This is a genomic window from Pedobacter nyackensis, from assembly GCF_032678475.1.
Lineage (GTDB): Bacteria > Bacteroidota > Bacteroidia > Sphingobacteriales > Sphingobacteriaceae > Pedobacter > Pedobacter nyackensis_A.
Genome location: NZ_JAVTSF010000007.1, coordinates 244,122 through 270,245 on the forward strand (window position 1 = coordinate 244,122; position 26,124 = coordinate 270,245).

Here is a 26,124-nt window from a genome sequence, read left to right on the forward strand (position 1 = left end):
AAGATATGAGTAATAAAGCGAAGAAAATATTTCTGGCCCTAACCATTGTGGTGCCGTTTTTAATTTATTGTGTGGTTTATTATACGCCCATGCTGCGTAATGCACCATATAAGCTAAAGGAGTTTGAATCTATCGATTTTAAATGGGGGATGGGTAATAACCTGGAGAATTCTTATAACTCGGCGACGGGCGAGTACCAGTATGTAAATTCGAAGGATTCGGTGATTAAAACGAATGTGAAATTGAGAAAGGATGATATTCTTTATCTCCATTCAAAAGCTAATGAATTGGGTTTCTGGAATTTTCCGGATCTGCTTGCTAACAGCGGGACAGATCTTAAAACTTCTAACGTACCGCGTTATGTCATGAAGTTCAATTACAAAAAGAAATCAAAAACGGTAATTTATCTGGCTGATTATAATGAAATACCAAAGCTTAAAGGGCTTGCAGAGCAGATGAAGACCCTTTTGACGCAGAGTATTAACGATGCGGAAGAAAGGTATGGAAAACAGTCTCCATCAAAAAACTAAATCATTTGTGTATTTAGAAAATAAAGTTCTATATTTGCACCTCGATAAAAATAAACAATTTAAAAATAATAATTAATTAACAATGTACGCAATAGTAAATATAGCAGGACAGCAATTCAAAGTTGCAAAAGACCAGCACCTTTTTGTACACCGTTTGCAAGGGGATGAAGGCGCTAGTATTGAATTTGACAATGTATTGTTGGTTGAAGATGGTGGCAAAATCACTGTAGGTGCTCCTACATTGAAAGGTGCATCGGTTTCAGCTAAAATCGTGTCTCATTTAAAAGGTGATAAAGTAATCGTTTTCAAAAAGAAACGTAGAAAAGGTTACAAAAAGAAAAACGGTCACCGTCAGTATTTTACCAAGATCCAGATCTCTGGTATCAGTTTATAATTATTGTTGAACAAAAAATACCGTTCATTTCGGTAGTTAATAAAATATAAAACATGGCACATAAAAAAGGAGCCGGTAGTTCCAGGAACGGACGTGAATCGCATAGTAAACGCTTAGGTATCAAAATATTTGGTGGTCAGGAAGCTATCGCTGGAAACATTTTAGTACGTCAGCGTGGTACAAAACATCATCCAGATAAAGGAGTAGGTATTGGTAAAGACCATACTTTATTCGCTTTAGTTGATGGTACTGTAGTTTTCAAAAAGAAACAAGATAACAAATCGTATGTTTCTATTCTACCTTTTCCAGTAGTAGTTACTGAAGAAGAAGTGGCTCCGGCTAAAGCTGAAGCACCTGCAAAAAAAGCACCTGCAAAAAAAGCTGCTAAAGCTGAAACAGAAGAAGCTGCTGACGCTGCAGAATAGTCAAAAGTATTCGATATATACGGGAAAGGGCTGATCATGTAAATGATCAGCCCTTTCTGCTTATTGTTTGAGTGTTATAATTTTGAGATTATACCTTATGCTTATACTTTCTTGATTTAATAAGACTCAGCTCATGTTCCAGCTTTTTTAATGAGCTGCTAAACTGTTTGAAAGCAGTTTCCATTTCGCCCAATATAGCGCCGATTTTTGCTGGTGTTTCATCGGATTGTTCTATCATAGTTCCGTGTAATATCCACTCGTAAGTTTTGGAATAATATCTTGCAATCTCATGCAATGTGGTGAAGGAAGGGTACTGATTGCCAAGTTCTATCTGTGAATAGTTGCTCCTCGACAGATTTAATATATTTGCAATAAATGCCTGTGAGAGCCCGCTGTTCACTCTTAATGTTTTTATACGTTCACCTATGTCTTTCTTGGATAGAATTTCTTGCATAATTAATATTTATTTCGTTGATTTGCGACTGTTGGGATAACTAATTGCTTAAAAAACTAGACAATTTTAGCTCCATAAAATTTAATAGGGTATCAATTTATAATAAGGGGATTAACAAGGTTGATGCTAAAACCGGTGTATTATTATCGGATAGCGGATAGCTATGCGGAATAATATGCTTTATAGCAGCTTAAAACACGTTAAACATGCCATATAGAAACAATTGCGAAGGTGCCTCAGGCTCATTTTTTTTGGTCAATAAAAATTATGAACTGTCTTTTTTTAAAATTGAAACTCCCGATGACCTGGGTAGTTTCCTTGAAAAAAATCCCGCAGTTGGGGTGCCGATTGTGGAAATCATTGCACATAAATACAGAAGAAACTTTATGAGTCTCCTTTCCAGGAGTTTCGAAGGACATTGTTTTAGTATTGAACAGCGGCTTTCTGTGTTTGGGGCTGCCGACCTGGTTTACCATATTGTTTTTACCCCATTAACTGTTGATGGAGTTACCAATGCCGTCGTATGTACTGTGGTAAATATGAGTAGTTCCCGTGGCCTTGCGAGCATGATTAAGGAATATTCACATCTTGCTTCTCATCAGCTAAGAGCTCCAATTACCAATATCCTGAGTCTTTCTACTATAACCAATTACAGTAAGCTTGAAGCTTATGATGCTTTGAAACTTACGCAACTGCTTAGCGATATTAATACCCAGGCTGTGAAACTGGACGAGATCATTAAAATGCTGAATGAGGTCCTGAATAAACGTGGGCATGTGGATCGGTTTGATGATTTTGGAGTAAAAGCAGCCCATCAGCACATTGTGCTGGTTGATGATGATGTCATTACAAATAAAATGCATAAGATGCTGATTCGTAAGCATCCCAGTGAGAAAAAGGTGGTTGTGTTCGACAATCCTCAAAAGGCTTTAGCTTATATTCTGGAACATAAACCTGATCTTATTTTACTGGACCTGCATATGCCGGATATTGACGGATGGCGTTTTCTTGAGATGATGGAAGAACTTAATGTTTTTATTGATGTTGTGATTGTTTCTTCTTCTATCGATCCGCGGGAACATTCGAAGGCAAAATCATTTTTATGCGTTAAGGATTTTTATACAAAACCCTTAACCATTGAAAAAGTAAACCAGTTACTTGATTATTAGTATTCCCTGTTCATTAACAAATCAGCCAGTTTAAACAGCTCTGCTTTGCGTTCTTCCTTAATCTGCAATGAGCTTAAAGCACTAAATGCTTTATCGGAGTAGTTTCTCATTTCTATACTGGCGAGTTCTCTGATGCTGTAGTTGTCATAAAGCGCAGTAGTGCTTTTAATCTTGTCTACGTGGTCTTTGTTTATGCTTTGCTGTTCTAGTTCCAGCAAATCATTTGCGTTAGCCAGCTCTTTTAATTTTAGCAACATCAAAGTTTTCTTGTTGGCAATGATATCACCACCAATCTGTTTTCCAAATTTCTCCGGATCGCCATAAACATCCAATATATCGTCCTGTAATTGAAAGGCAATACCCAGGTTTTCTCCGAAAGCATAAAGTTGTTCCGCTTCAGCAGGGCTTGCGCCAGCTACCTGTGCGCCAAGTTTCATTGCACCACCTAAAAGAACCGCAGTTTTCAAACGAATCATATTGATGTAGTCTGTAATGCTTACCACATCCTGCTCTTCAAATTCCATGTCAAGCTGTTGTCCTTCACACACACCTTGTGCTGTCGCATTAAAAGTATTCAGCGCATCCTTCAATACCTGGCTGTCCAGCATCGATAAATGTTTGTTGGCTTCAACCATCATTACATCACCACTTAAAATGGCGTTGTTTACGCCCCATTTTTCGTGTACCGTTTGTTTGCCTCTTCTCAACGGTGCATTGTCCATAATGTCATCATGTATCAATGTGAAATTATGAAAAGTTTCGATGGCCAATGCTGCCGGCATTGCTGTGTTGATGTCTCCCTCAAAAAGGTCTGCAGCCATCAATGTCAGCACTGGTCTTATTCTTTTACCACCTAAGCTCATAATATAGCTGATAGGCTCATAAAGCATTTCCGGGTGCGTTGGGTATTTAATGTTTTGAACAGCGTTTTCTATAACTTCTTGTAATTGATTAGGAGTATACATTTTTTGCAAAGGAATTTACCGGAATCTTATGTTTTATTATTGAATCAGAGAGAAGTCTATTTGTCTCTTTGATAAGTCTACTTTTTTTACTTTTACCATGACCTCATCACCCAGCTGATATTTTTTCTGTTTACGCTGACCAACGATACAATAGTTCTTTTCGTCGAGTACGTAGAAATCATCAGTAATATCGCGCAGCCGTATCATGCCTTCACATTTATTTTCTGTCAGCTCTACGTACATGCCCCATTCAGTAACGCCAGATATAATACCCGCAAAGGTATTACCAACGTTTTCTTCCAGGTACTCGGCTTGTTTATATTTGATAGAAGCACGTTCAGCATCTGCAGCACGTTTTTCCATCGCTGATGAATGGGAGGCTGCAACTTCATATTCTTCTTCATTGGCCGACTTCTCGTTGTTCAGGTATGCGGCGAGGAGGCGATGTACCATCACATCGGGATATCTGCGGATAGGAGAGGTAAAGTGGGTATAATGATCAAATGCCAATCCATAATGACTGGTTTTTTTAGTTGTATAAATTGCTTTTGCCATTGATCTTATGGCCAGCTGGGTAAGCACGTTCTGTTCTTTTTTGCCTTCCACGTCTTCCATCAGGTAGTTCAAAGATTTTGCAATCTCTTTATCTGATTTCATATTGATTTTATAGCCAAACCGGGCGGCAAATAAGGCAAAGCTGTTTAAGTTTTCCAGGTTTGGGGAATCATGCGAACGGTATACAAAGGTATACTTCTGTTTTCCTTTACCTTTTTTAGCAATAAATTCGGCGACTTTTTTGTTTGCCAGGAGCATAAAGTCTTCAATCAGTTTGTGGGCATCTTTACGTTCTTTAACATAAACTCCAATAGGCTTACCTTTTTCATCCAGTTTAAATTTGACTTCAGTACTTTCAAAACTGATTGCCCCGTTTTTAAACTTCCTGTCACGTAACAGATAGGCCAGTTCGTTCAGTTTTAAAATTTCATCAGCGTAATCACCCGTTTTATTTTCAATTACCTCCTGAGCTTCTTCGTAGCTGAAACGTCTGTCGGAATGAATAACGGTGCGTCCAAACCATTCTGTAATAATATTTGCTTTGTCGTCTAACTCAAATACAGCTGCAAAACACAGTTTATCTTCGTTAGGACGAAGTGAGCATACGCCATTGCTTAAGCGTTCCGGCAACATAGGGATCACCCGGTCTACCAGGTATACTGATGTTGCTCTTGAATAGGCCTCTTTATCCAGGTCGCTGTTAGGCTGTACATAATGCGAAACATCAGCAATGTGTACACCTATTTCATAATGGCCATTTTCTAATGTTTTAAAGGAAATGGCGTCATCAAAATCTTTGGCATCTGCCGGGTCTATGGTAAATGTAACAGTGTCTCTAAAGTCGCGGCGACCTTCTATTTCGGCTTCAGTTATCTGTTCCGGGATAGCGTTTGCTTCATTTTCTACTTCCGGAGGGAAGCTGAGCGGAAAACCATACTGGGCAAGAATGGCATTCATCTCCGTATTGTTCTCACCTTGTTCGCCCAATATATTCATGATGCGGCCAATAGGGTTTTTAGCACCTTCAGGCCATTCGGTAATACTTACCTGTACCTTTTGACCATTTTTTGCACCATTTAAATCACTTAGCGGGATAAAAATATCGTGTAACATTTTGCGGTCGTCGATGTTTACAAAAGCATAACGATCCGATATTTTAATTACACCAATGAAATCGGTTTTAGCGCGGGAAATGATTTCCACCACTTCACCTTCATTTTTGCGCCCGCTTTTCTTGGCAAATACGTAAACCTTTACCTTGTCGCCATGTAGTGCATTATGCAGTTTTCTGGCAGAGACAAAAATGTCTTTCTCAAACTCATCATCAGGGATAACAAAAGCAGAACCATCGGCAGTCATATCTACTTTACCCGTAAGGAAAGTTTTTAAGTCTTTTAACTTAAATTTTCCTTTTTCAGGCTCAAGAAAAATGCCCTTTTTAGCCTGTTCTTTCAATACCTCCAATATGGTTTCTCTTGATGCCGCATCAGTTATATTTAATTTAGCAGAAACCTGCTTATAATTGAGGGCTTCATTGTTGCTTTTTTCCAGTACATCGCTAATTAATTGTATTAAAACGAGTTCCAGATGAGAAGATTTCTTTTTTGCCATAATCAATGTATGAATCACCCGAAGGTAACAATTTGAACTGAGTATTGTTGGATTTTGTATCTTTGATTACTCAGCTATTAGACGAACTTAACTAAGATTTAAAATGATTGAAGACAGAGAAAGAAAGACAGGAAAGGAGCTATTGATGATTGCTGTTAAAGCTATTGTTTACTTGTTTCTTGTTTATTTATATCTCAACAAGCCTGCTTTTTACGTCGAGTACCCAAGTGTAAATAAAATAGCAGGTGCGGTAATGGTTTTTCTGGGACCAAGTCTGGTGGTTTCTATCCTGCGACTGATCATCGTTTACTGGTACATTCGTAAGCATAAATTTAAAAGCAACATTAAGGATAATTTTATTCTGGGGATCAACAGGATAACCTCAATTTTAGATACGGTATTTTTTGGCCTGGCTATTTTATCTTTATTAGAAGTAGATCTTGCCCAGCTCGTTTTCAGTGTATCCATTGTTGCTGCCGCCGTAGCGCTGACCTTTAAGGATTATGTGACCAATATGATTAACGGACTGATCATCATGTTTTCAGATCGTTTGTCTCTTGGAGATCATATCAAAATGGGGGAACATGAAGGGAAAATTCTCGATATTACCCTGATCAATATGATTCTTCAAAATGAAGATAGTGATATGGTTATTATCCCCAATTCTGTAGTGTTCAGTTCGGTGATCATCAACCAGTCTAAACAGAATATTAAGAAGCTGAGTATTGAGTTCGATATGTCTTTAAATAATGGGTATACACCGGAATATCTGGAAAATTACCTGAATAAAGTAATTTCGAATTATGCGGCTAATGTGATGGATAAAGGTTTGACTGTGAAAACGATAGCGCTGAATAAGGATGCTGCGGTTTTTAAGGCCATGGTGTTACTGCGACATTACGATAAAGTAAAGGAAAGAGAGATTAGAAGAGCAATCAATACTGCATTGATCAGACTTTCAGCTACGCTGAAAACGGAGTAATTGTATTTAAGAGTACAGTTGTCATCCTGTTACTGTCGTCATGCCGGCGAAGGCCGGTATCTCTTACTGGCCTTCGCCAGCATGACGTAGAAGTTATGATGATGCGCGCCCTGGGATGGCCGCAATTAGCTTTTTGGTGTATGCCGTCTGTGGATTATCATAAATCTCTTCCGGAAAACCCTGTTCCTCAATTTTACCCTTGTTCATGATGACAATCCTGTCGGATATATGTTTTACGACGGCCAGATCATGTGATATAAAAATGTAGGTTAGTCCAAATTCCTGCTGTAATTCTCTTAATAAGTTTAATACCTGTGCCTGTACAGAAACGTCGAGTGCTGATACAGACTCATCACAGATGATGAATTTTGGTTGTAAAACCAGGGCCCGCGCAATTACTATACGTTGCCTTTGGCCACCCGAAAATTCGTGTGGATACCGGTTGAAATGTTCTTCACTTAAACCCACACGCTTCAATAGATTTAGTACATGTGTTTTTTGTTGTTCCTGGTTTTTAAACATCCTGTGTACCTGCAGGGGTTCCATCAATGCATTGCCAATAGTTAAGCGTGGATTAAGAGAAGAATAGGGATCCTGAAATATGATCTGCACTTCGCTTCTCATCTTTCTCAGTTCTGAACTTTTTAAGGTTGCAATGTCCGTACCTTCAAATAATATTTGTCCCGATGTTGGTTCTACCAGATGTAAAATACTTCTGCCTAATGTAGTTTTTCCGCATCCCGATTCGCCAACCAGGCCAAGTGTTTCCCCTGTGAATACATCAAAGCTAACCTCATCGACAGCTTTTACATAGTCTTTTGTTTTGCCAAAGAAACCTTTTTTAACCGGGTACCAGGTACACAGTTTTTTGATCTGTAATAAAGGCCCTTTGCTATAAAGGAGTTGTCTGCGCAACTCAATTTCCTGTTGCGTAAAAGTGTTTGTTCCCAGTAAATGACTTAGTGTTACATTTTTATCCTCGTTCAAAAAGTCGGCTACAACCGGAAGTTTTTTCAATAGCAGTTTAGGGTTTGGCCGGCAAGCCAATAAACCTTTGGTATAGGGGTGTTGGGGAGTCCCGAATATGGCTTTTGCAGCTCCCTGTTCTACAATTCTACCTTTATACATCACCGCTACCTCGTCCGCAATTTCACTAATTACGGCCAGGTCGTGCGTGATAAAGATCATCGCCATACCACGTTTAGTTTTAAGCTTAAATAAAAGTTCCAGTATGGTTTTCTGAACTGTTACATCTAATGCTGTTGTCGGTTCATCGGCAATCAGCAGTTCAGGATTACAGCTTAAGGCCATTGCAATCATTACCCGTTGTTTTTGTCCACCCGATAACTGGTGTGGGTAACTGTCAAAAATGCGTTCGGGATTGGGTAGTTGTACCTCGTTAAACAAAGCTATGGTTTTGTCCTTTGCGACCTGTTTGTGTACTTTTTGGTGCAGCATAATGGCCTCTTTGACCTGTTCACCGCAGGTAAATACGGGATTTAGAGCCGTCATAGGTTCCTGGAAAATGATGGCTATTTTGTTCCCTCTGTATTTTCTGATTTCTTCAGCCGAAAGGTTTAGCAGGTTTACCTGTTGAAAATCAATTTCACCACTAATTAAGGTGCTTTTAGGGTCGTGTAAGCGCATGATTGAAAAAGAGGTCACTGATTTTCCCGATCCTGATTCTCCAACAATGCCCAATACTTTTCCTTTTTCAATGCTGAAACTGACATCGTTAACGGCTTCAACCCAGGAATTATCTGCGGTATTGATGAATTTTATGTCCAGATTTTTAACCGTCAGCATTATTAAGATACGATCTTGATAAAAGAAATTTGAGATCAAGGTAGTTATTTTATCGTCCAAATTCAGCAGTTTGCTTAATTTTGCAGCATGGAAAGAGAAATTCTTGATACCAAGCGTAAAGCTTTAAAGATTAACTTAAACCCAAGAATATACGGAACCTTTGCGGAGATAGGTGCAGGACAGGAAGTGGCCCGTAACTTTTTTACCGCCGGTGCTGCTTCAGGCACTGTTGCGAAAACTATGTCGGCATACGACATGACTTTCAGTGATGTTATTTATGGTGCCGAAGCTTCCGGCAGATATGTAAGTGATTCCAGGTTAAAAAAAATGCTGGGACATGAGTTCAGTTTGTTAACTGAACGTTTAAGTGGGGAAAAATACGAAGACCGTACTTTTTTTGCATTTGCAGATACGGTAACCACATTAAATTATAATAAATCAAATGATCCACATGGCTGGATAGGAATTCGTTTTCAGGCAGAGCCAGGAGGGGAGCCCAATGAAATATTTTTCCATGTACGTTTATTGGATACTGACGCAGTGTTACAACAAAATGTATTGGGAATTATTGGGGTAAACCTTGTTTATGCTGCTTTTTACTTTAATCAGGACCCTAAGACCATGATTGAATCTCTGGCGGATAACCTTACTGTAGGTTCTGTAGAGATTGATCTGATATCTGTAAATGGGCCTGTATTTGAAGGCGTAAACAATATCTTGTTGAATTTATATCTGATTGTTAAAGATTTCTCTGATGCAGCGATCTTTGATTCAATGGGTAAACCATGTTTGCCGAGGGACCTGTTGTATAAAAAGGATATCATGATCCTTCGTACGAAGTATGCGCAGAAATCAAACCCCAATTTTAGTATGTTGAACAAAGCTGTTGATCAGTTTGTGAGAACAGAAAATGTGAAGGAAGATAATTTGAGTGTACTGATTGAAGTATTGATGTCGAATGTGTTGACAGCTGACGAGGAAATTCCAGAAAACATTGATTTAAGAGCTGTAGCCAAACGTGCCGAAGAGATGTGTAATACCGGAAACCTTGTTATCGTATCCAATTTTGCAAGACACAATAAGCTGGCGAAATATCTTGATCGTTGCCGACCTAAAAGTGTGGGTATATCTACCAATATAAACAACCTGAAATTTGTATTTAATTCCAGTAATTTTGGAGATAATTATTCCAGTCAGCTATTGAGTTATGTGAGTGACATGTTTAGCAAAAATGTAAAGCTATTTGCTTATCCCTTCCTTGATAAAAAGACAAATGCGGTTATTACCAGTGCCAACATGCCGGTTACTGCAGATGCGAAACCATTGTTCGACTTCCTGATTATCAATGGTTACATTACCGATATTAAAGAATATAGCGAAAGCGACGTGAAAACCGTTTAATCCGGTTTAGCATAAGGATTGGGGATGGCAATCCCCATCAATCTTTCGGGATGCTCAATCGCCTTAAATCCAAACTGGGCATATAAGCCATGTGCATCTAACGTGGCCAGCATGTATCTTCTTAATCCTTGTAGGTCATTGTGAAACAGCATCAGCGACATCAGTTTTTTAGATAAGCCCTGTCCGCGATATTGTTCCTCGACATAAACATCTGCCAGGTAGGCAAAAGTGGCCTTATCGGTAATCCATCTTGCAAAGCCTACCTGCTTAGTGTCTTTATAAATACCAAAACATAAAGAATTGTCTATAGATCGTTGTACAATATCCAGAGGAATGTCCTTTGCCCAGTACGATTGTGTACTTAAATAATGATGAACCGCGATTACGTCAACCTTCTGTTTATCATCAGAGAAGACAAAACCATCATCTTTAATTTCCATGTTAGTTGCGCATGTTAATGAACTGTAATGGTTGTCCGAAATCTTCTTTTTTACAAAGTGCAATAACACCTTGCAGGTCGTCAATACTTTTGCTCTGTACACGAACCTGATCTTCCATCATTGAAGCCTGAACTTTGAGTTTACTTTCTTTAATCTTTGCTACAATTTTTTTGGCTGTTTCCTTATCAATTCCCTCTTTAATGGAGATTTCTTTTCTGATCATATTGCCGGAAGCATATTGTTCCTTACCGAAATCAAGGCTTTTTGCATCCAGGTTCTGTTTTATCATTCTCGAAATAATGGCATCTTCAATCGCTTTCAAACGCATATCATCTTCAGTAACAATCGTAATTACGTTTGTCTTTTTATCGTGATCAATAGTGCTGTTTGAGGTGCTGAAATCATAGCGGTTCAGGATCTCTTTTTTAGCATTGTTCATCGCATTATCAAGTGTTTGTGCGTCTACTTTGCTTACAATATCGAAAGTGGGCATGATTATTATGGCTTTAGTATAAAAATAGATTAGATTAGTAAAAGTTACTTGGTTAAGCAATTCTACATAACAAATATAAAACATTTAAAGTTAATGCATATGAAAACCAATAAGCCAAAAGTGCAAAAAAAAGTCACAAAGAAGGTTGCGAAAAAACAACTAGAGAAAAGTTTAGCAGACAAAATCCTTGAAACTGTTAAACATTTAGGGCAAGATGCAGAGAGGATTGGGGATGATATAGCTTTGGTCAGTAAGTTTGTAGCCAAAAAGTTATCGAAGAAGTTTAAGGATGTTAAAGCGGTAGTGGAGAGTAAAATCGATGAAGCTAAAGCAAGTAATAAAAAAGCCATTAAAAAGGCTAAGAAAAAAGCAGCAGCAGTAAAAAAAGAAGTAAAAAAAGAACTGCTTAAAGACGCTAAAAAGGCAAAGAAAACAGTTAAAAAAGCTACGGCAAAAGTTAAACCTGTAGTGCAAAGTGTTAAAGTTGCTGCTATTGCAACTGAAGAAAAAGCGGCAAGTGCCATCGCTAAGCCAGCTGCTAAGGTTGCCGAAAAAGCAGCTGCAGTGAAGAAAGAAGTTGCAACAGCGGCCAAAACAGTTAAAGCTAAAGCTGAACCGATAGTAAAAGAAGTTGCCAAAAAAGTAGAAGCAGCAGTAAAACCAGTGGCTAAAGCAGTTGCAGCCAATGCGGCAAAACCAGCAGCAAAAGCGCCTGTTAAAAAAGTGGCTCCAGCTAGCAAAACAACGGCCAGGCCAGTTGCAAAAGTAGCAGCTAAACCTGTTGCAAAAGCAGCCGCACCGAAAGCGGCAGAACCTGTAGTTGCAACTACTGGAAATGGGACAGCAGCTGCACCGGCAAAAACGGAAACTGAAAGCAAATAAGCAGGGGTTAATAATAATTGTATAATTATCTGATAATTAACAATTACTTAACAATAGAATTCGCAGTTTTGAGCATCCCTGTTTTTAACAGGGATTTTTTTGATTTTATCCATGACGAGGAAAAAGGCTCCATTTCTAAACAGAGAGATTAGTTGGTTGTATTTTAATGAACGTGTATTACAGGAGGCAGCGGATGAAACTGTTCCCTTAATTGAACGTATAAAATTCCTGTCTATTTTCTCTTCCAATTTAGAAGAGTTTTACCGGGTAAGGGTTGCTACCTTAAGCCGGTTGTCTAATTTAAATGATAAATCCAAAGCCCTGTTGGGTTTCAACCCTAAAAAGGTATTAAACGAAATCAAGAACATCGTTGTAAAACAAGAACGTAAGTTCGAGCAGTTGTTTAAGGCAACGCTGATTAACGAATTGGCTCAAAACCGTATTTTTATTTTAAACGACACCCAGTTAAACGTAGCGAGGGGAGAGTTTGTAAGAAATCATTTTAGAGACAGGATTTTGTCTAACCTGGTACCGATTATGATTGATCACCGGAGACCTTTTCCGGAGCTTAAGGACCGTAGTCTGTATTTTTTTGTGCGTTTATCCAAAAAAACGTCCAATAAGAATGAAAAATATGCACTGATCGAGTTGCCGAACGATCTGCCTAGGTTCCTGGTATTGCCAGAAACAAATGGACTGAAGTTTATCATTCTGGCTGAAGATATTATCAAATATTGTTTGGATGATATTTTCTATGTTTTCAGTTACGATGTACTGGAAGCATTTTCTATACAGGTGACCAGGGATGCCGAACTTGATATTGATAAAAATGTAAGTGACAAGTTTATTGAAGAGCTAAGGGTCAGTATTGATAAACGCAAAAAGGGTAAGCCTATGCGCTTGTTGTACGATACCGAGATGCCTTTTGATATGCTGACGGTATTGATCAATAAAATGAAAATAGATGCCGAAAGCCTGATCCCCGGTAATCAATACCATCGTTTTGGTGATTTTATAGCTTTCCCAAATGTGGGAAGCCCTTCGCTTGAATATAAGCCCAATGTACCTTTAAAGGTGCATGGGTTGCACCGTACCGAAAGTATATTTAATAAGCTGCAGGAGCGCGATTTTGTTATCAATCTGCCTTATCAGACTTTTGATTATATTATTCTGTTTCTTCGTGAAGCCGCGATTGACCCTAAAGTAACGGAGATCAATATCACTTTGTACCGGTTGGCGCAGAATTCCAGAGTTATCAATGCGCTGATCAATGCGGCAAAGAACGGTAAAAAGGTAAACTGCCTGGTAGAGTTAAAAGCCAGGTTTGATGAAAGTGCCAATATTTTCTGGATCAGCAGACTGGCCGAAGAAGGCGTGAACGTAAACTATGGTTTAACTGATTATAAAGTTCATTCTAAAATTTGCCTGGTCAAGAGAATGGAAAAGGGGAAGGCTGTTTATTATGCCAACCTTGCTACGGGAAATTTCAATGAAAAAACAGCAAAGCTGTATTGTGATCATAGCATTTTTACTGCTAAAACTGAGATTACGACTGATCTGATCAAGCTTTTTAAAGCTTTAAATAAGAAAGCGGTTACGAAAGGATTTAAACACCTGATCGTTTCTCCTCTGGAATCCAGAAACAAGTTCTTTTATGCGGTAGACAGGGAGATTAAAATAGCCAGGCAAGGTAAGCCGGCTTATATGATTTTAAAAGTGAACAGCCTCGCTGATGAAGGTATTGTTGCCAAGTTGTACGATGCCAGTAATGCCGGGGTTAAAATCAAACTCATTGTACGTGGTATCTGTACCCTTGTTCCGGGTATTGCTGGTTTTAGTGAAAATATTGCTGTGATCAGCATTATCGATAAGTTTCTGGAACATGCCCGGGTATTTATTTTCGGTAACAATGGCAAAGAGGAAATGTACCTTTCATCAGCCGATTTAATGACCCGTAACTTTGAACATCGGGTAGAAGTGACCTTTCCCGTACTCGATGAAGATGTTAAACACGAAATCAGGGATATTATAGAGTTCCAGTTGCAAGACAATGTAAAAGCAAGGGATATTACCCGCTTAAACAATAATAAATACCATAAAAATAACCTGAAAACAAAAATACGGGCACAGGTTCAAACCTACAATTACTTAAAAAATAAACACCAATAAATCCAATGTTAAGATACGCTGCCATAGATATCGGCTCCAATGCGGTTAGGTTATTAATTGCTGACATCTCTAAAAATGAAAATGGTTATAGTTATAAAAAGAATACATTGGTACGGGTGCCCTTGCGTTTAGGTGATGATGCCTTTTTAGATGGTCATATTTCTGAACGTAAAACGGAGGACCTGTTAAAAACCATGACGGCTTTTAAAAACCTGATGGACGTTTACCATGTAGAAAAATATATTGCCTGTGCGACCTCGGCCATGCGCGAAGCCGATAATGGTGCGGAAATTATCCAACTTGTTAAATCACAAGCCGACATCGATCTGGAGATTATAGCAGGACAACGCGAAGCAAACATCATATATGCCAACCATATTGAAGAGAACCTGGACATCAAGAAAAGCTATTTATATATTGATGTAGGCGGTGGTAGTACCGAGCTATCAGTTTTTGTAAACAGGATGCCGGTAGCTTCAAAGTCATTTGATATCGGAACAATCCGTATTCTCGATAACCAGGATAAAGATGAAACCTGGGAAGATATGAGAAACTGGGTAAAGGAAAATACCAAATCTTTAAAAAATCTTGCTGGTATTGGTACAGGCGGTAACATTAATAAACTGTTCCGCATGTCTGATGAAAAGGAGGGGATGCCATTAACTTTTCTTAAGCTTAAAGCGTTGTACAATCAACTCAACGCACACTCACTTAAAGAGCGGATCAGTGTTTTCGGTTTAAATCCGGATCGGGCAGATGTTATTATACCGGCCTGTGAAATTTATATCACTTTAATGAAGTGGACGGGTATTAAACAGATTTATGTACCTAAAGTAGGTTTGGTTGATGGGATTATTAACCTGTTGATCGAAGAGAACCTTACAAGTAAATAAGAGCTAAAAAGGAGCCGTGGTGACTTATAGAAGTAGGGTTACTCTCTTTATAAGAGCGATCTGCTGCGTCGTAGTCGTCAATTTTTAACTTTATATCGTTCAGCATTTTTGTTCTTGTTGCTGCTATGGTATGGATATAGGTTTGTGTAATGATACTTTGACTATGATACAATTTTCCATCATATGTGATGTTGCCTGTGGCGGTTCCAGGATGCAAGACCAGGTTACTGCAGCTGAGTAGAAATGGAGCGAAAGACCTTATTTTGGTTTGGTCTGTGGCAGCCTTATATGCTGCTTCTTTCATTGACCAGAATAACCATACCAAGATATCGGGATCTTTTGCGGTGTGTATCAAAAACTTTTCCTCCGGCGTAAAAATCTTTTCCAGATAGCCCGTTCTTTTCCAGTTGCTTTCTTTAGCAGCACGATTTAAGTCAACAATATCATTGCCGATCAAAGTTGTGGTAATTTAGCTTCAATAATGGCTATGGTCTCATTCACGTTCAGCATACGTGTCATTTCCTGGTTGTCGATTTCAATATCAAACTCTTCTTCTACATCCAGGATCACATCGACCAGATTGGCAGAATTAATTTTCAGGTCTTTAATGAAATCTGTAGATGGACCGATATCGGCTAAAGCTTCTTTGTTTTGGGTATAAGGTGTAACAATCTCTTTCAATTTCGCTACAAGTGCTTCTCTATCCATTTTAGTACTTTTTAAAAATAATGCAGGCGTTAACATCACCAAACCCAAAGCTTGCTTTAGCTAATATATCAATGTTTTGGTAAATTATTTGCTTTAAAATTTTATTTTTATTTAGGAGCTCTGATATTTCAGGATGCAGGTCTTCGCAGTTGATTGAAGGGAAAATAAAACCATGTTTTAATTGTAGTACAGATGCCACACACTCTATACTTCCTGCGGCACTTAAGCAATGGCCTACTATGGCCTTTAAGCTATTGATATAAGGGAAATTTGTCTGATTCCTGTTTAAAGCTGTTGCCCAGTTCTGAATTTCCAGTGCATCTTTTGTGGTGGCGGTGAGGTGCCCGTTGATGGCATCTATCTGATCTGGGGTGATGCCTGCATTTTCTACAGCAGCGCGAATACAGCGTTGCACAGCCATATGATTAGGGGCTGTCATGCTGCCTGTGCCACGTTGCCCACCCGAATTGATATGCCCACCTAGTATTTCAGCATAAATATTTGCTTTACGGTTAATGGCACTTTCAAGTGATTCAACCACTAAAGCCCCTGCACCACTTCCGGGTACAAAACCGCTGGCAGTTGCACTCATTGGCCGCGATCCTTTTTCAGGCTCGGTATTGTGTTTATAGGTACAGACCTTCATGGCGTCGAAACCTCCCCATATATAAGGGCCGCTGTCGCTTGTGCTACCGGCGAGCATTCTGGTTGCCTGTCCGCTTTTTACACGCTCATAAGCCATTAAAATGCTTTCTGTGCCGGTTGTACAGGCTGACGAATTGCTGGTAACCTGATTACCCAGGCCTATTTTTCCGGCAAGGTAAGCGCTAATACCGCTGGTCATGGTTTGTATTACCGCACTGCTACCCAGTTTGCGTACCTGCAGCTCGTCTACTTTATAAATCGCTTCTCTGAATTTTTCAATTCCAGAAGTTCCGGTACCGAAGATGGTGCCACTGTCCCAGTCGGGTTCTTCAGCTGCGGCAGTGGACAGCCCGGCGTCCTGCCAGGCATCCATGCCAGCTATAATACCATATAGTATTCCGCTACTGTTAAAATTTTTTCGTTCCAGGTCAGTCATATACCTGGCAATTAGTTCATCAGATATTTCCGGTTTCCCTGAGATCTGACAAGAGAATTGTAACCGTTCCAGGTCTGGATCGTGTTTAATGCCTGAAATGCCATTTTTAATGGCTTCCGTAAATGCAGTTAGCCCAACTCCATTTGGTGCTACTACACCCAAACCGGTTATGACTACACGTTTATGCATTCATTTTGTTGGTCACCATACCGGCTATGGTGCCTTTACAAACTATTTCGCCGGAGGCATTGGTCATTTGAACCGTGCAGTTTAGCTTTTTAAAACGGAAATACACTTTCTGTGCAGTTACCGTTACTTTTTCACCCGGAAAAACAGGCTTCATAAAGTCGATGGCGGTTGAGGTGAGCATGACGTGACCTGGCATTCCACCTTCGGCGCTGCCTGATAAATAAATACCCAGGCAAACCAATCCAATCTGCGCCATCGTTTCTGTCAAAATCACACCAGGCGTAACCGGGTTGTCTTTAAAATGACCTTTATAGAAATCCAGATCAGCATCGAAGGTATAAGATCCGGTAACGCTGTTTTCGTCAATTGTTTCCAGTTCGTCTACAAATAAAAAGGGTTTCGAGTAAGGTAAGTGGGATAAAATTGCTGCTTTGTCCATTTTTATGATCGTTTTATTTTTCGCCTAATTTACCAAATAACGCTTCAAAATCTATTATTTGTTCCTGATGATTCCTATTTCAGCCATAGTGGCACCATTGGTATTTCCATCAACCTGCGAAATGGTCTCCAGTTTAAAATACCTGGCCTTATGCTTTTTATCAAATGCAACCTTTTGTTTAATCGGATTGTTTTTGATGTTGCCAAAAGTCTGATTGCTAACAATTTTTTCCCAGTTTGTTCCATCGGTACTGATCAGGAAATTATATCTGTACACATAGGTCCCGGCGTCTTTATTCAGGGGAGGGGTATAGGTAAAACCACTAATATCCGTTAACTCCCCCATGTCCACTACATTATTTTGTATGGCCTTCCATTTTCCTTTGTTCAGTTCAAGTTGCGCGTGGTCACTATTCCCAACAGGGGTATCTACAATTTCCGGAGCATTGAACACCTGGATTTCAGAGATTATGGGTGCCGCGTTGGCTTCCATCGTTACCCTGATCTTATTGGTTTTTATAGTCGGGAAGGTTAAGATTCTTTTATAACCAATCGTTGTTTGTTTATCCAGTTCCACAAACTTGTTCCCATTCCAGTATTCAACGGTGAAGGACTTAACCCTTTGCCCAAGTGGAATATACTCCTGCATTACCAGGCGGTTGATGGCTGTTTGTTTACCCAGGTTTAAGGTAAGTACAGCATTCTTTACGTTATCGTTAGTTGCCCAATAGGTGTCGTAATTGCCATCAGTTAAATTCTGAGTGCCGAATTTTTTAGCATTGGCACGTACATTTGAAGCTACTACTTTCTTGCTTTTTGCCAGGTTATTTTTGTACGAATCGCGGATCATTTTGGCGAGTGCCATCAATTGTGTAGAATCATTTTGATGGATCAATCCCCTGCGGTCGATCGGTATATTGAGTAATAAATTGGCATTACGTCCCACACTTGCGTGGTATATTTTGGAAAGCTGTGTTAAGGTTTTAACCTCGTTGTCTGTTTTCGGACTATAGAACCATCCCGGTCTGATGGACACATCGGCCTCGCCAGGTATCCAATGTTCGCCATTTTCATTTCCTGAATTTAATACTTTTCCATTTGGGGCATCACGTCCTATGCCGAATCCTGTGGTATTTAAAGTGCTCCAATTGGTTTCGCCGGCAATACCACTTTCATTTCCAATCCAACGTGTACCGGGGCCAATGTCACTAAAGATAATTGCTTTGGGCTGGTTTTTAAACACTACGCTATGAAATAAGGGCCAGTCATATACCTGACGTTTTCCTCCTGCTTCTTCACCATTTGCACCATCAAACCATTGCTCAAAAACTTCCCCGTAATTGGTTAGTACTTCATTTAAGGTATTGGCAAAAATCTGATTGTATTTTGGCGTGCCATAATCAGGATGGTTCCTGTCCCATGGCGAAAGGTATACGCCAAACTTCAGGCCGTAGGCTTTGCAGGCTTCAGATAATTCTTTCAGGACATCACCTTTTCCATTTTTCCACAGACTTTCGCGAACGGTATGGGTACTAAATTTGCTGGGCCATAAACAAAAGCCATCGTGGTGTTTGGCGGTAATGATAATTGCCTTCATTCCGGCAGCTTTAGCTGTTTTTGCCCACTGCATGGCATCCAGGTTTGTAGGGTTAAAAAACTTAGGATCTTCTTTTCCGTCGCCCCATTCTTTATCTGTAAAGGTATTGGGTCCAAAATGGATAAACATATAGTACTCCATTTTTTGCCATTTTATCTGCTGCGGACTAGGAATTGCACCGTAGGGTTTTGGAGGTAGGGTGTTTTGTGCGTTCCCCGCTAATGCGCCGAGAAGCAAGGCTGAGGCCAGGAAAGATTTATTTATGAGCATAGTGAATAGCTTGTGGTTCATTGTGTTTAAAGATAATAGATTATCTTAAAATATTGTTACTGTTTGTAAAAAGGGTGGCTGGTCCCCAAAAGTGTTGTTCCGATTCCATTTGCACCATTGTAAAAACGCAGAATATAAAGTTTATTAGCTGTTAAGCTTTGTACGAGAGTTGAAGGAATCGTAAAATTTCCAGAGGTTGCAGTTGGCAGGTATTGCGAATAGCCTGTTGATAATCCTGTTTTTAATTCATAAACACCTACCCAATTGTCGGATGATGCGCTTAAATCATGAAACTTTCCGTCAATATTTTGTGTTGAGCTGTAGTAATCCTGTAAAGTAACCCCAACTATTGGCGGGTATTTGGCTGGGTTTTCGTTCCAGTCTTTCAATAGGCTCAATAAGGCGTAGCGCGTATAGTCCGGATCGGTTACATCTTTGGTGATGTCCCAGCCGAACACTCCTTTAAAACCATTCTTCTTCAGATATTCAGCTTTTCTTCGGGTTTCATATAAGCCGTTGTAGCGCAATGTATAACCTGGTTTTTGAATATTGTTATAATAAGTAGTGAGGTAGGGTACAAAGGTAGTGTCGGCCTGGGCGGTACTCAATACCTTTGCATAGTCCCATCCATCGCCAGCATGTTGTCCGTCAGTTGAAAAATGTGTAGACCAAAATCCCAGACCAAATGCCAGTTTACTTTTTTCAATTTTTGCGGACCAGTCGTTTCCTTCCCTCATTAAATCCCTTGGTGTACCCGGTTTTAAGGCATCCATTTTTTCCTGTCCATAATCCATCACTCCGATTAAATCCACGTTGTTGTACACATCCTGAGTAACATTTTTTGTGAAATCGTATACATTTAAAGCTACCATACAGAGCTTTCTTTTTCCTCTTGCCGGGGCGTTGTGTAAACTCGCTGCCAGATCTTTAATGAAAGGGGAGTATTGAGCACCGAGGCCAGATAATGATTCGTCTTCTATGTCAATATCTACGCCGTCGAAACCAAATTTATCTACATAGTTTTTCATGATGTATTGTATGGTTTTGCCTCTGTTTGCAGCATTAAACAAGGTTAACGATTCCGCTCTGTTTGCAGAGGTAGTATGCATATCCGAAAGCGATAAAATCACTTTAATGCCGGGACTTTCCTGTCTGATGAATTTTAACATTGCTGTTAAATCAGGCTGGTTGTAAGCTGTAGCTGCAGCATCATCGTCAGCAAAGATCAGGCCTTTGTTACTCATTACCGAGGCTTTCGATATGGTAGCGATAATGTATAAGGTAGTCAGGTCTTTATAACCGTATTTCTGGTAATTGGCTATTCCCCAGTAAGGGAGGTACGCCCCGATCTCAAATGGACTTAGTGTAACAGGGTCACCTACTGGTCCGGTAACCTCTTCTTCTTTTTCGGGCGCTTTAGGAGCTGCTTTGGTATTGTTCTTTTTGCAGGCATTAAAAACAAGTATGCAGGCAATAATTACTATAAGAATTGATTGATTACTTTTCATAATGTTGTGTTTTAAGTATGGGCCATGATTAACCAAGGCGTGATGGTTATGCATCACGCCTTGGTTATAGTATGAGGAGACGTATAATCTAGCGTGGTTATTACCAGTTATCGCTTTGTACCATATTTGGATTTGAATTGAGTTCCTTCAAAGGAATCGGCCATACATAGTCGCGGTTTGCTTTAAATATCCTGGTTTCGCTCAGGTATAAGGATTGTGTTTCCGGGTTGTAAGCTCCATAGACGGCGCCATTCATGACTTGCTCTGCAATTTTCCAGCGACGGATGTCGTATAACCTTGTACCCTCCAAAGCAAATTCAACACGTCTTTCACGTCTTAATAATTCTCTGAGTTTTTCCTGGGTGTTGTATTGTGTTGCAGTCACATTTGGCATTCCGGCACGGTTACGAATCATATTGATGTAAGTAATTACATCCGGATTATTGTAATCACCTTTTTCTATTAATGCCTCTACATAAGTCAAAATTACCTCGGCATATCTGATGATGAAAAAACCTAATGAACCACTATAAGGTCTGCTTACATCACTTGGGTCTACATATTTTTTCGTTAAATAGCCGGTTTGTGTAGACTGGGTTTGTCCCACACGATCCACATTACTGGTGGATTGAATAAAAGGCTGAAAAGTCCTGTTTATAAACGTCTCATCGGGAACCAGGATGCTTGTAGAAAGCCTAGGGTCCCTGTTGTTGTGATAGGTAGGTTGTTTCGTGTAAATGGTCAGACTGTCCGCTCCCAGTTCCTGTATAGTTTTACCTTGTCGGGTTTCATAACTATTTACAAGAGATGCCGTTGGAGAACCTACGGCTTTTCCACCTAAGCTTCTTGGTGCCTGACGGAAAAATGCTTCATTGTTGGCGTTTTTCTTGTAGAGTATACGCTCCTTTGAAGTAACACCATTGTAAGTAAATAAATCAGCATAGCTATTTACTTTAGGATCAGTAGCCTTATGCAGGTCGTAGCCAAATTTATCCTTATCTGTGATGACTATTTTAGCATATTCAGCAGCTTTAACATAGTCTTTAGCATTTAAATATAGTATGGACAATGCAGTATAACAAAATCCTCTGCTCAATCTATAGTTATCATTTTCGGTATAACTATCTGGTAAGTTCGGTATAGCCGCAAGTAATTCATCTCCAATAAATTTAACGATTTCTGCCTGCGTAGCTCTGGCCTTTGTAGCTTCATTTGCAGTCAGTGAATGATCCACAATTGGCACAGGGCCATAAAGTAGCCACAGTCGTAAATGATACCATGCTCTCAATGCCTTTGCTTCCGCCGCATAACGTTCCTTTATCTTTAGGTCTTCCACATAGGCTGTGCTATAGTGCTCTAAAAATCTGGAAGCTATACGTATGTAATTATATGATTTTTGATAGTATTGTTCATAGATGCCGGTTGAACTTGTTGTTAAACCTAATGGTATATTGGTGGCATCACTAAGAAAATCTGTTTTAAATACGAGGTTGTCGGATGTGCCTTCCAAATGCATAAAGCTATTGCTATGCCAGGAGTAGTTTAGCGTACCTGAAGGCATTCCACCGTATACGGCGTCAAGGTTTCCTCTTAAATCGCTTTCCAGTTTCCAGAATTTATCATCTGTAGTTGCCGTAGGGCTGTCTCTTTCCAGGAACTTTTTACAGCTGCATAAACTGGTCAAGCACAAGGTTATCAGTGTGATATATCTTAATTTTTTCATGATTTCTTATTTTATAGTCTGATTATAAGTTTACATTAAGTCCAAAAGTGAACGTTTTCATGATGGAGTAACTCGACGCTCCGCCGGCACTTTCAGGGTCAACTATTTTCATGTCAGAAAAAACAAATGGATTTTGTGCATTTACATATACGCGTAAACTTTTAGACCATCTTTTAGTAATGGTGCTGGGTAGGGTGTACCCCAATTGCATGTAACGGATTCTGGTAAAGGCTCCGTTTACCGACCAGAAGTCAGAAAATTCGCCATTGGTACCTGCCGTAGGGCGAAGTCTAGGATATTTTGCATCCAGATTTTCTGGTGTCCAGTAATCTGTTTGTTCAACCAATGGTGTACCGCCATTGCCTCCGATATCCAAAGGATAAGCCAATCTGTCCCAGTAGAACTTCACATTTTTGCCCATGCCATTTACCTGCATCTCAAAGTCAAATCTTTTATAGTTAATGGCAACATTCGCAAAATAATTGGCCAATGCATCTGGATTTCCCAGGCTTGTCCAGTCATCCGATGTGATTTTACCGTCCTTATTCACATCAATGTATTTGATGTCACCAACTTCCTGTCCACTCATTATAGGTACATTGTTCGCTATATCGGCTTCTGTTAATAAGCCACCAGATTTATATCCCCACCATTCGTTGAAAGGCCCACCTTCTATGCGCCTGGTTCCGTTACCAATAATTGGAATATTGGTTGCCTGTTTTATAATTTTTGTTCTATTGTAAGAATAACCCAGGCTGGTGTTGATTTTGAAATCTTTCCCGAATGCCGTATTATATCCAATTTTTACTTCAGCGCCACGATTGCGTAAGCTGCCAATATTTGTCGGTGTTTCGCCCCTTGAAGATGTTAAAGTTGGTATAGGAACCAGTATAAGGTCAGTTGTTATTTTGTTGTACACATCAATAGTCACATCCACTTTACTGTTAAGCAAACTGATGTCGGCACCTGTATTAAAGATGTTCATCTTTTCCCATGTAATATCCGGATTTCCAAATACTTGTTCCATTCCACTTGGATCGATCGTAGTTTGATAAGCGTAAGGTTTAATGTTGTTGTTACCAAGTGTGCCGTAAGAACTCCTGATTTTAAACATGTTAATGAAATTAATGCTCTTGAAGAAGTCCTCATTCATAATGTTCCATCCTACAGCTACAGAAGGGAAGTAGCCCCAGCGTTTACCTTCGGCAAACAAAGAAGAACCATCTCTGCGTAAGCCTAGTTCTAACAGGTACTTGTCGTCAAAACTATAATACACTTTACCTAAGTAAGAAAGTAGAGTTTTCACATCCCATTTGTTCCAGTTGTCGTATTCCTGTGAGTACAATGCAATTGCATTTACATTGTGCTTGCCAAATGTTTTGTTGTAATCAACACTTCCGCCGATGTAATAGTAGTTTGCACGTTCGGCAGTATTGGCTTCTCTTACTGTTTCGAAATCACGTCCAATTTTTTGATCTGTAAAATAGTCAAAGAACAAATACTGATCTCTGGTGGCCCGGCTAACACCTGAACTCACCCTGTAGCTGAATTGTCCTTTTACACTTAGTCCTGGTAAAACGGTCCATTTTGGTCTTAGGTTAAGCAAAATATCATCCTTAATGGTATTTCTTTCTCCCCCCTTTTCAATGTTTGCGACAGGGTTCCAGCTTTCCCCATAATTTCCGTAATAGGTATAATTGGGGCGTGTTTCTTTATTCGGATATTTTACGGGAATATTAGGAGGAGCGGTGTAAATCCATGATAAAAGCTGTCCGGTTCCATAACCCCATACATGTGGTTCCATCTTGTTTTCCCTGGAAACAGAGAAATCTAAAAAGGTAACCACGTTTTTTGATAGGTTCACACTCGTATTTCCTCTAATGATTGCACGGTCAAAACCACCTACAGAAACCATATTGTCTTGCTTTAAGTAAGTACTTGTCAATGCAAAACGAGCGGCACTATTTCCTCCGGACACACTTAAAGAGTGTTGTTGCATCGGAGTCCATTTTTTTATCACGGAGTTGTACCAGTTTGTGTTTGGGAAATGTACCGGATCCAATCCCTGGCGGGTAGATTCGATTACTTCCTGACTGTATGATGGGGTAGATCCAATATTGGTTTGCGCTAAGTTGACCATCTCCATAAATTTGGATGCATCCACAAATTCAGGATGCCCGACAGTAGGTTGCTGAACGCCGAAAAAGGAGTTATAGCCCAATTCAATTACATCAGCTTTACCTCTTTTTGTGGTGATGACAATTACGCCATTTCCAGCTCGTGCTCCGTAAATTGCAGCGGCCGCCGCATCTTTTAAGATAGAAACACTTTCAATGGTATTGGGATCGAGTTTGTCGATGTCATAAGGAACACCATCTACCAATACCAAAGGAGAGGAGCCCAGATTTGAAGCAATACCTCTTATCTTTATGGCTGCTGCATCGCCACCAGGTAAACCTGAAGATTGTGTAACTTGGATACCCGTTGCACCACCCTGAAGGGCTTGCGACAGCTGTGTAATAGGTTTATTGGTTACATTACCCATATTCACCACGGCTACCGAGCTGGCGATGTTTTTAACTTGCTGACTACCAATACCTGTAACTACCACCTGGTCCAATGCGGCAACATCTTCTTGCATCGAAATGTTTAAAGTTGTGCGTCCGGAAGGAACAGCAAGGATCCTGGTGGTATATCCCGTAATTGAAAATATAAGGGTATCCGTTTTCAAAACACGGACCTGAAAAGTTCCATCCACATCAGTTATAGTTTTCTGATTGGTACGCTTAATGGTTACGGTAACCGAGCTCAATGGACTAGGTGGTTCTGAGGTATCAAAAACACTACCCTTCAGTACAAAGGTTTCCTCCTGTTGTGTAGGGGTACGTAGTGTTATTCGTTTTATGGTAATGTCTTTCTCATTTATTTTGAAGACTAAAGAGTTGTCGTTCAGTATTTTTTGTAAGACACTTTCCAGTGGTACTTCATTAAACTTAACATCTATTTTTTTAGCGTCGTTAATCACCTGGTTGGAATAGGAAATGTTGTATCCTGTTTGTTTTCTGATGTGACGGAAGATTTCTTTAAGTGTAATATCCCGCTGTGATAGGGTAATTTTTTGGGCGAAACCATTTGCGCTGACCTGGGCGATCATTGCAAACAGTATGAAAGTGGTGATTTTCATAACCAGCAGAATTTTTGTATGGCGAAAATGGCCATACAGATTTTTAATACAAATTTTCATACATTTGATTGTTTGGGTTGAACTTTAATAATTTCCAAGAATTGTTGATCACGGTAACCTGAACATAGCCGGAAGTGTTTGCCGCACTTCCGGTTTAACTACACAGTAATCAGTTGTGTAATAAGGTTTTTCTTACTTATGGTTCTGTATTGTCTGTTTCTCTCATGACGATTTGGTTGGTTTATATTGGCTAAAAG

General features: G+C 39.7%; 23 protein-coding genes. 9 read left to right on the plus strand and 14 right to left on the minus strand.

Annotated elements, in window-relative coordinates:
• Positions 1–5 precede the first annotated feature (5 nt).
• The 3 genes from R2Q84_RS20900 to rpmA all read left to right on the plus strand — a co-directional run bounded on the left by R2Q84_RS20900 (position 6) and on the right by rpmA (position 1,349).
• Positions 6–530 (plus strand): hypothetical protein, encoded by a 525-nt coding sequence (locus R2Q84_RS20900; RefSeq protein WP_316818545.1) that lies wholly within the window; start codon positions 6–8, stop codon positions 528–530.
• Positions 531–612: 82 nt separating this feature from the next.
• On the plus strand, positions 613–924 hold the full coding sequence (gene rplU / locus R2Q84_RS20905) for a 50S ribosomal protein L21 (RefSeq protein ID WP_069377509.1): 312 nt from the start codon (positions 613–615) through the stop codon (positions 922–924).
• Positions 925–977: 53 nt separating this feature from the next.
• Positions 978–1,349 carry a 50S ribosomal protein L27 gene (gene rpmA / locus R2Q84_RS20910; RefSeq protein WP_316818546.1) on the plus strand — a complete coding sequence of 124 codons (372 nt, stop codon included), beginning with the start codon at positions 978–980 and terminating at the stop codon, positions 1,347–1,349.
• Positions 1,350–1,437: 88 nt separating this feature from the next.
• Here the strand turns inward: rpmA and R2Q84_RS20915 are convergent, their stop codons facing one another.
• On the minus strand, positions 1,438–1,803 hold the full coding sequence (locus tag R2Q84_RS20915) for a helix-turn-helix transcriptional regulator (RefSeq protein WP_316818547.1): 366 nt from the start codon (positions 1,801–1,803) through the stop codon (positions 1,438–1,440).
• Positions 1,804–2,009: 206 nt separating this feature from the next.
• Here R2Q84_RS20915 and R2Q84_RS20920 point away from each other — a divergent pair, with 206 nt between their 5' ends.
• Positions 2,010–2,972: a response regulator gene (locus R2Q84_RS20920; RefSeq protein WP_316818548.1), complete on the plus strand. Its 963-nt coding sequence runs from the start codon at positions 2,010–2,012 to the stop codon at positions 2,970–2,972.
• Here R2Q84_RS20920 and R2Q84_RS20925 read toward each other — a convergent pair.
• A complete protein-coding gene (locus R2Q84_RS20925) occupies positions 2,969–3,937 on the minus strand; it encodes a polyprenyl synthetase family protein (RefSeq protein WP_316818549.1) in 969 nt (322 codons plus the stop codon). The two genes, R2Q84_RS20920 and R2Q84_RS20925, sit on opposite strands and share 4 nt — an antisense overlap.
• A gap of 36 nt (positions 3,938–3,973) precedes the next feature.
• Positions 3,974–6,103 carry a ribonuclease R gene (gene rnr, locus R2Q84_RS20930; RefSeq protein WP_316818550.1) on the minus strand — a complete coding sequence of 710 codons (2,130 nt, stop codon included), beginning with the start codon at positions 6,101–6,103 and terminating at the stop codon, positions 3,974–3,976.
• A gap of 103 nt (positions 6,104–6,206) precedes the next feature.
• Here rnr and R2Q84_RS20935 point away from each other — a divergent pair, with 103 nt between their 5' ends.
• Positions 6,207–7,085, plus strand: coding sequence for a mechanosensitive ion channel family protein (locus R2Q84_RS20935; protein WP_316818551.1), 879 nt, complete (start codon positions 6,207–6,209; stop codon positions 7,083–7,085).
• A gap of 93 nt (positions 7,086–7,178) precedes the next feature.
• Here the strand turns inward: R2Q84_RS20935 and R2Q84_RS20940 are convergent, their stop codons facing one another.
• Complete coding sequence (locus R2Q84_RS20940; protein WP_316818552.1) at positions 7,179–8,891, minus strand: ABC transporter ATP-binding protein; 1,713 nt, start codon at positions 8,889–8,891, stop codon at positions 7,179–7,181.
• Between the two features lie 87 nt (positions 8,892–8,978).
• Here R2Q84_RS20940 and R2Q84_RS20945 point away from each other — a divergent pair, with 87 nt between their 5' ends.
• Complete coding sequence (locus R2Q84_RS20945; RefSeq protein WP_316818553.1) at positions 8,979–10,292, plus strand: nicotinamide mononucleotide adenylyltransferase; 1,314 nt, start codon at positions 8,979–8,981, stop codon at positions 10,290–10,292.
• Here the strand turns inward: R2Q84_RS20945 and R2Q84_RS20950 are convergent.
• Positions 10,289–10,732 carry a GNAT family N-acetyltransferase gene (locus R2Q84_RS20950; RefSeq protein ID WP_316818554.1) on the minus strand — a complete coding sequence of 148 codons (444 nt, stop codon included), beginning with the start codon at positions 10,730–10,732 and terminating at the stop codon, positions 10,289–10,291. The two genes, R2Q84_RS20945 and R2Q84_RS20950, sit on opposite strands and share 4 nt — an antisense overlap.
• 1 nt (position 10,733) lies before the next feature.
• Entirely contained in the window at positions 10,734–11,225 is a 492-nt protein-coding gene (locus R2Q84_RS20955) for a YajQ family cyclic di-GMP-binding protein (RefSeq protein ID WP_316818555.1), read from the minus strand.
• 99 nt (positions 11,226–11,324) lie between these two features.
• Between R2Q84_RS20955 and R2Q84_RS20960 the strand changes: the two genes are divergently transcribed.
• The 3 genes from R2Q84_RS20960 (at position 11,325) to R2Q84_RS20970 (ending at position 15,169) form a co-directional block, all read left to right on the plus strand.
• Complete coding sequence (locus R2Q84_RS20960) at positions 11,325–12,107, plus strand: hypothetical protein (RefSeq protein WP_316818556.1); 783 nt, start codon at positions 11,325–11,327, stop codon at positions 12,105–12,107.
• A 111-nt stretch (positions 12,108–12,218) separates the two neighbouring features.
• A complete protein-coding gene (gene ppk1 / locus R2Q84_RS20965; protein WP_316818557.1) occupies positions 12,219–14,276 on the plus strand; it encodes a polyphosphate kinase 1 in 2,058 nt (685 codons plus the stop codon).
• 5 nt (positions 14,277–14,281) lie between these two features.
• Positions 14,282–15,169, plus strand: a complete 888-nt coding sequence (locus tag R2Q84_RS20970; protein ID WP_316818558.1) for an exopolyphosphatase — start codon at positions 14,282–14,284, stop codon at positions 15,167–15,169.
• Here R2Q84_RS20970 and R2Q84_RS20975 read toward each other — a convergent pair.
• The 8 genes from R2Q84_RS20975 to R2Q84_RS21010 all read right to left on the minus strand — a co-directional run bounded on the left by R2Q84_RS20975 (position 15,156) and on the right by R2Q84_RS21010 (position 25,867).
• Positions 15,156–15,626, minus strand: a complete 471-nt coding sequence (locus R2Q84_RS20975) for a 4'-phosphopantetheinyl transferase superfamily protein (RefSeq protein WP_316818559.1) — start codon at positions 15,624–15,626, stop codon at positions 15,156–15,158. The two genes, R2Q84_RS20970 and R2Q84_RS20975, sit on opposite strands and share 14 nt — an antisense overlap.
• Positions 15,623–15,877, minus strand: a complete 255-nt coding sequence (locus R2Q84_RS20980; RefSeq protein ID WP_316818560.1) for an acyl carrier protein — start codon at positions 15,875–15,877, stop codon at positions 15,623–15,625. The genes R2Q84_RS20975 and R2Q84_RS20980 overlap by 4 nt, the downstream gene beginning before the upstream one ends.
• Position 15,878: 1 nt before the next feature.
• The gene (locus tag R2Q84_RS20985; RefSeq protein WP_316818561.1) at positions 15,879–17,147 is read right to left on the minus strand and encodes a beta-ketoacyl-[acyl-carrier-protein] synthase family protein; all 1,269 of its coding nucleotides are present in this window, start codon (positions 17,145–17,147) and stop codon (positions 15,879–15,881) included.
• Entirely contained in the window at positions 17,140–17,586 is a 447-nt protein-coding gene (locus R2Q84_RS20990) for a 3-hydroxyacyl-ACP dehydratase FabZ family protein (RefSeq protein WP_316818562.1), read from the minus strand. Before R2Q84_RS20990 ends, R2Q84_RS20985 begins: the two co-directional genes overlap by 8 nt.
• A 54-nt stretch (positions 17,587–17,640) precedes the next feature.
• Positions 17,641–19,473: an alpha-L-fucosidase gene (locus R2Q84_RS20995; protein ID WP_316818563.1), complete on the minus strand. Its 1,833-nt coding sequence runs from the start codon at positions 19,471–19,473 to the stop codon at positions 17,641–17,643.
• Positions 19,474–19,508: 35 nt separating this feature from the next.
• Entirely contained in the window at positions 19,509–20,960 is a 1,452-nt protein-coding gene (locus tag R2Q84_RS21000) for a glycoside hydrolase family 18 protein (protein WP_316818564.1), read from the minus strand.
• 100 nt (positions 20,961–21,060) lie between these two features.
• The gene (locus tag R2Q84_RS21005; RefSeq protein WP_316818565.1) at positions 21,061–22,683 is read right to left on the minus strand and encodes a RagB/SusD family nutrient uptake outer membrane protein; all 1,623 of its coding nucleotides are present in this window, start codon (positions 22,681–22,683) and stop codon (positions 21,061–21,063) included.
• 22 nt (positions 22,684–22,705) lie between these two features.
• Positions 22,706–25,867, minus strand: coding sequence for a SusC/RagA family TonB-linked outer membrane protein (locus R2Q84_RS21010; RefSeq protein WP_316818566.1), 3,162 nt, complete (start codon positions 25,865–25,867; stop codon positions 22,706–22,708).
• Positions 25,868–26,124: the final 257 nt, after the last annotated feature.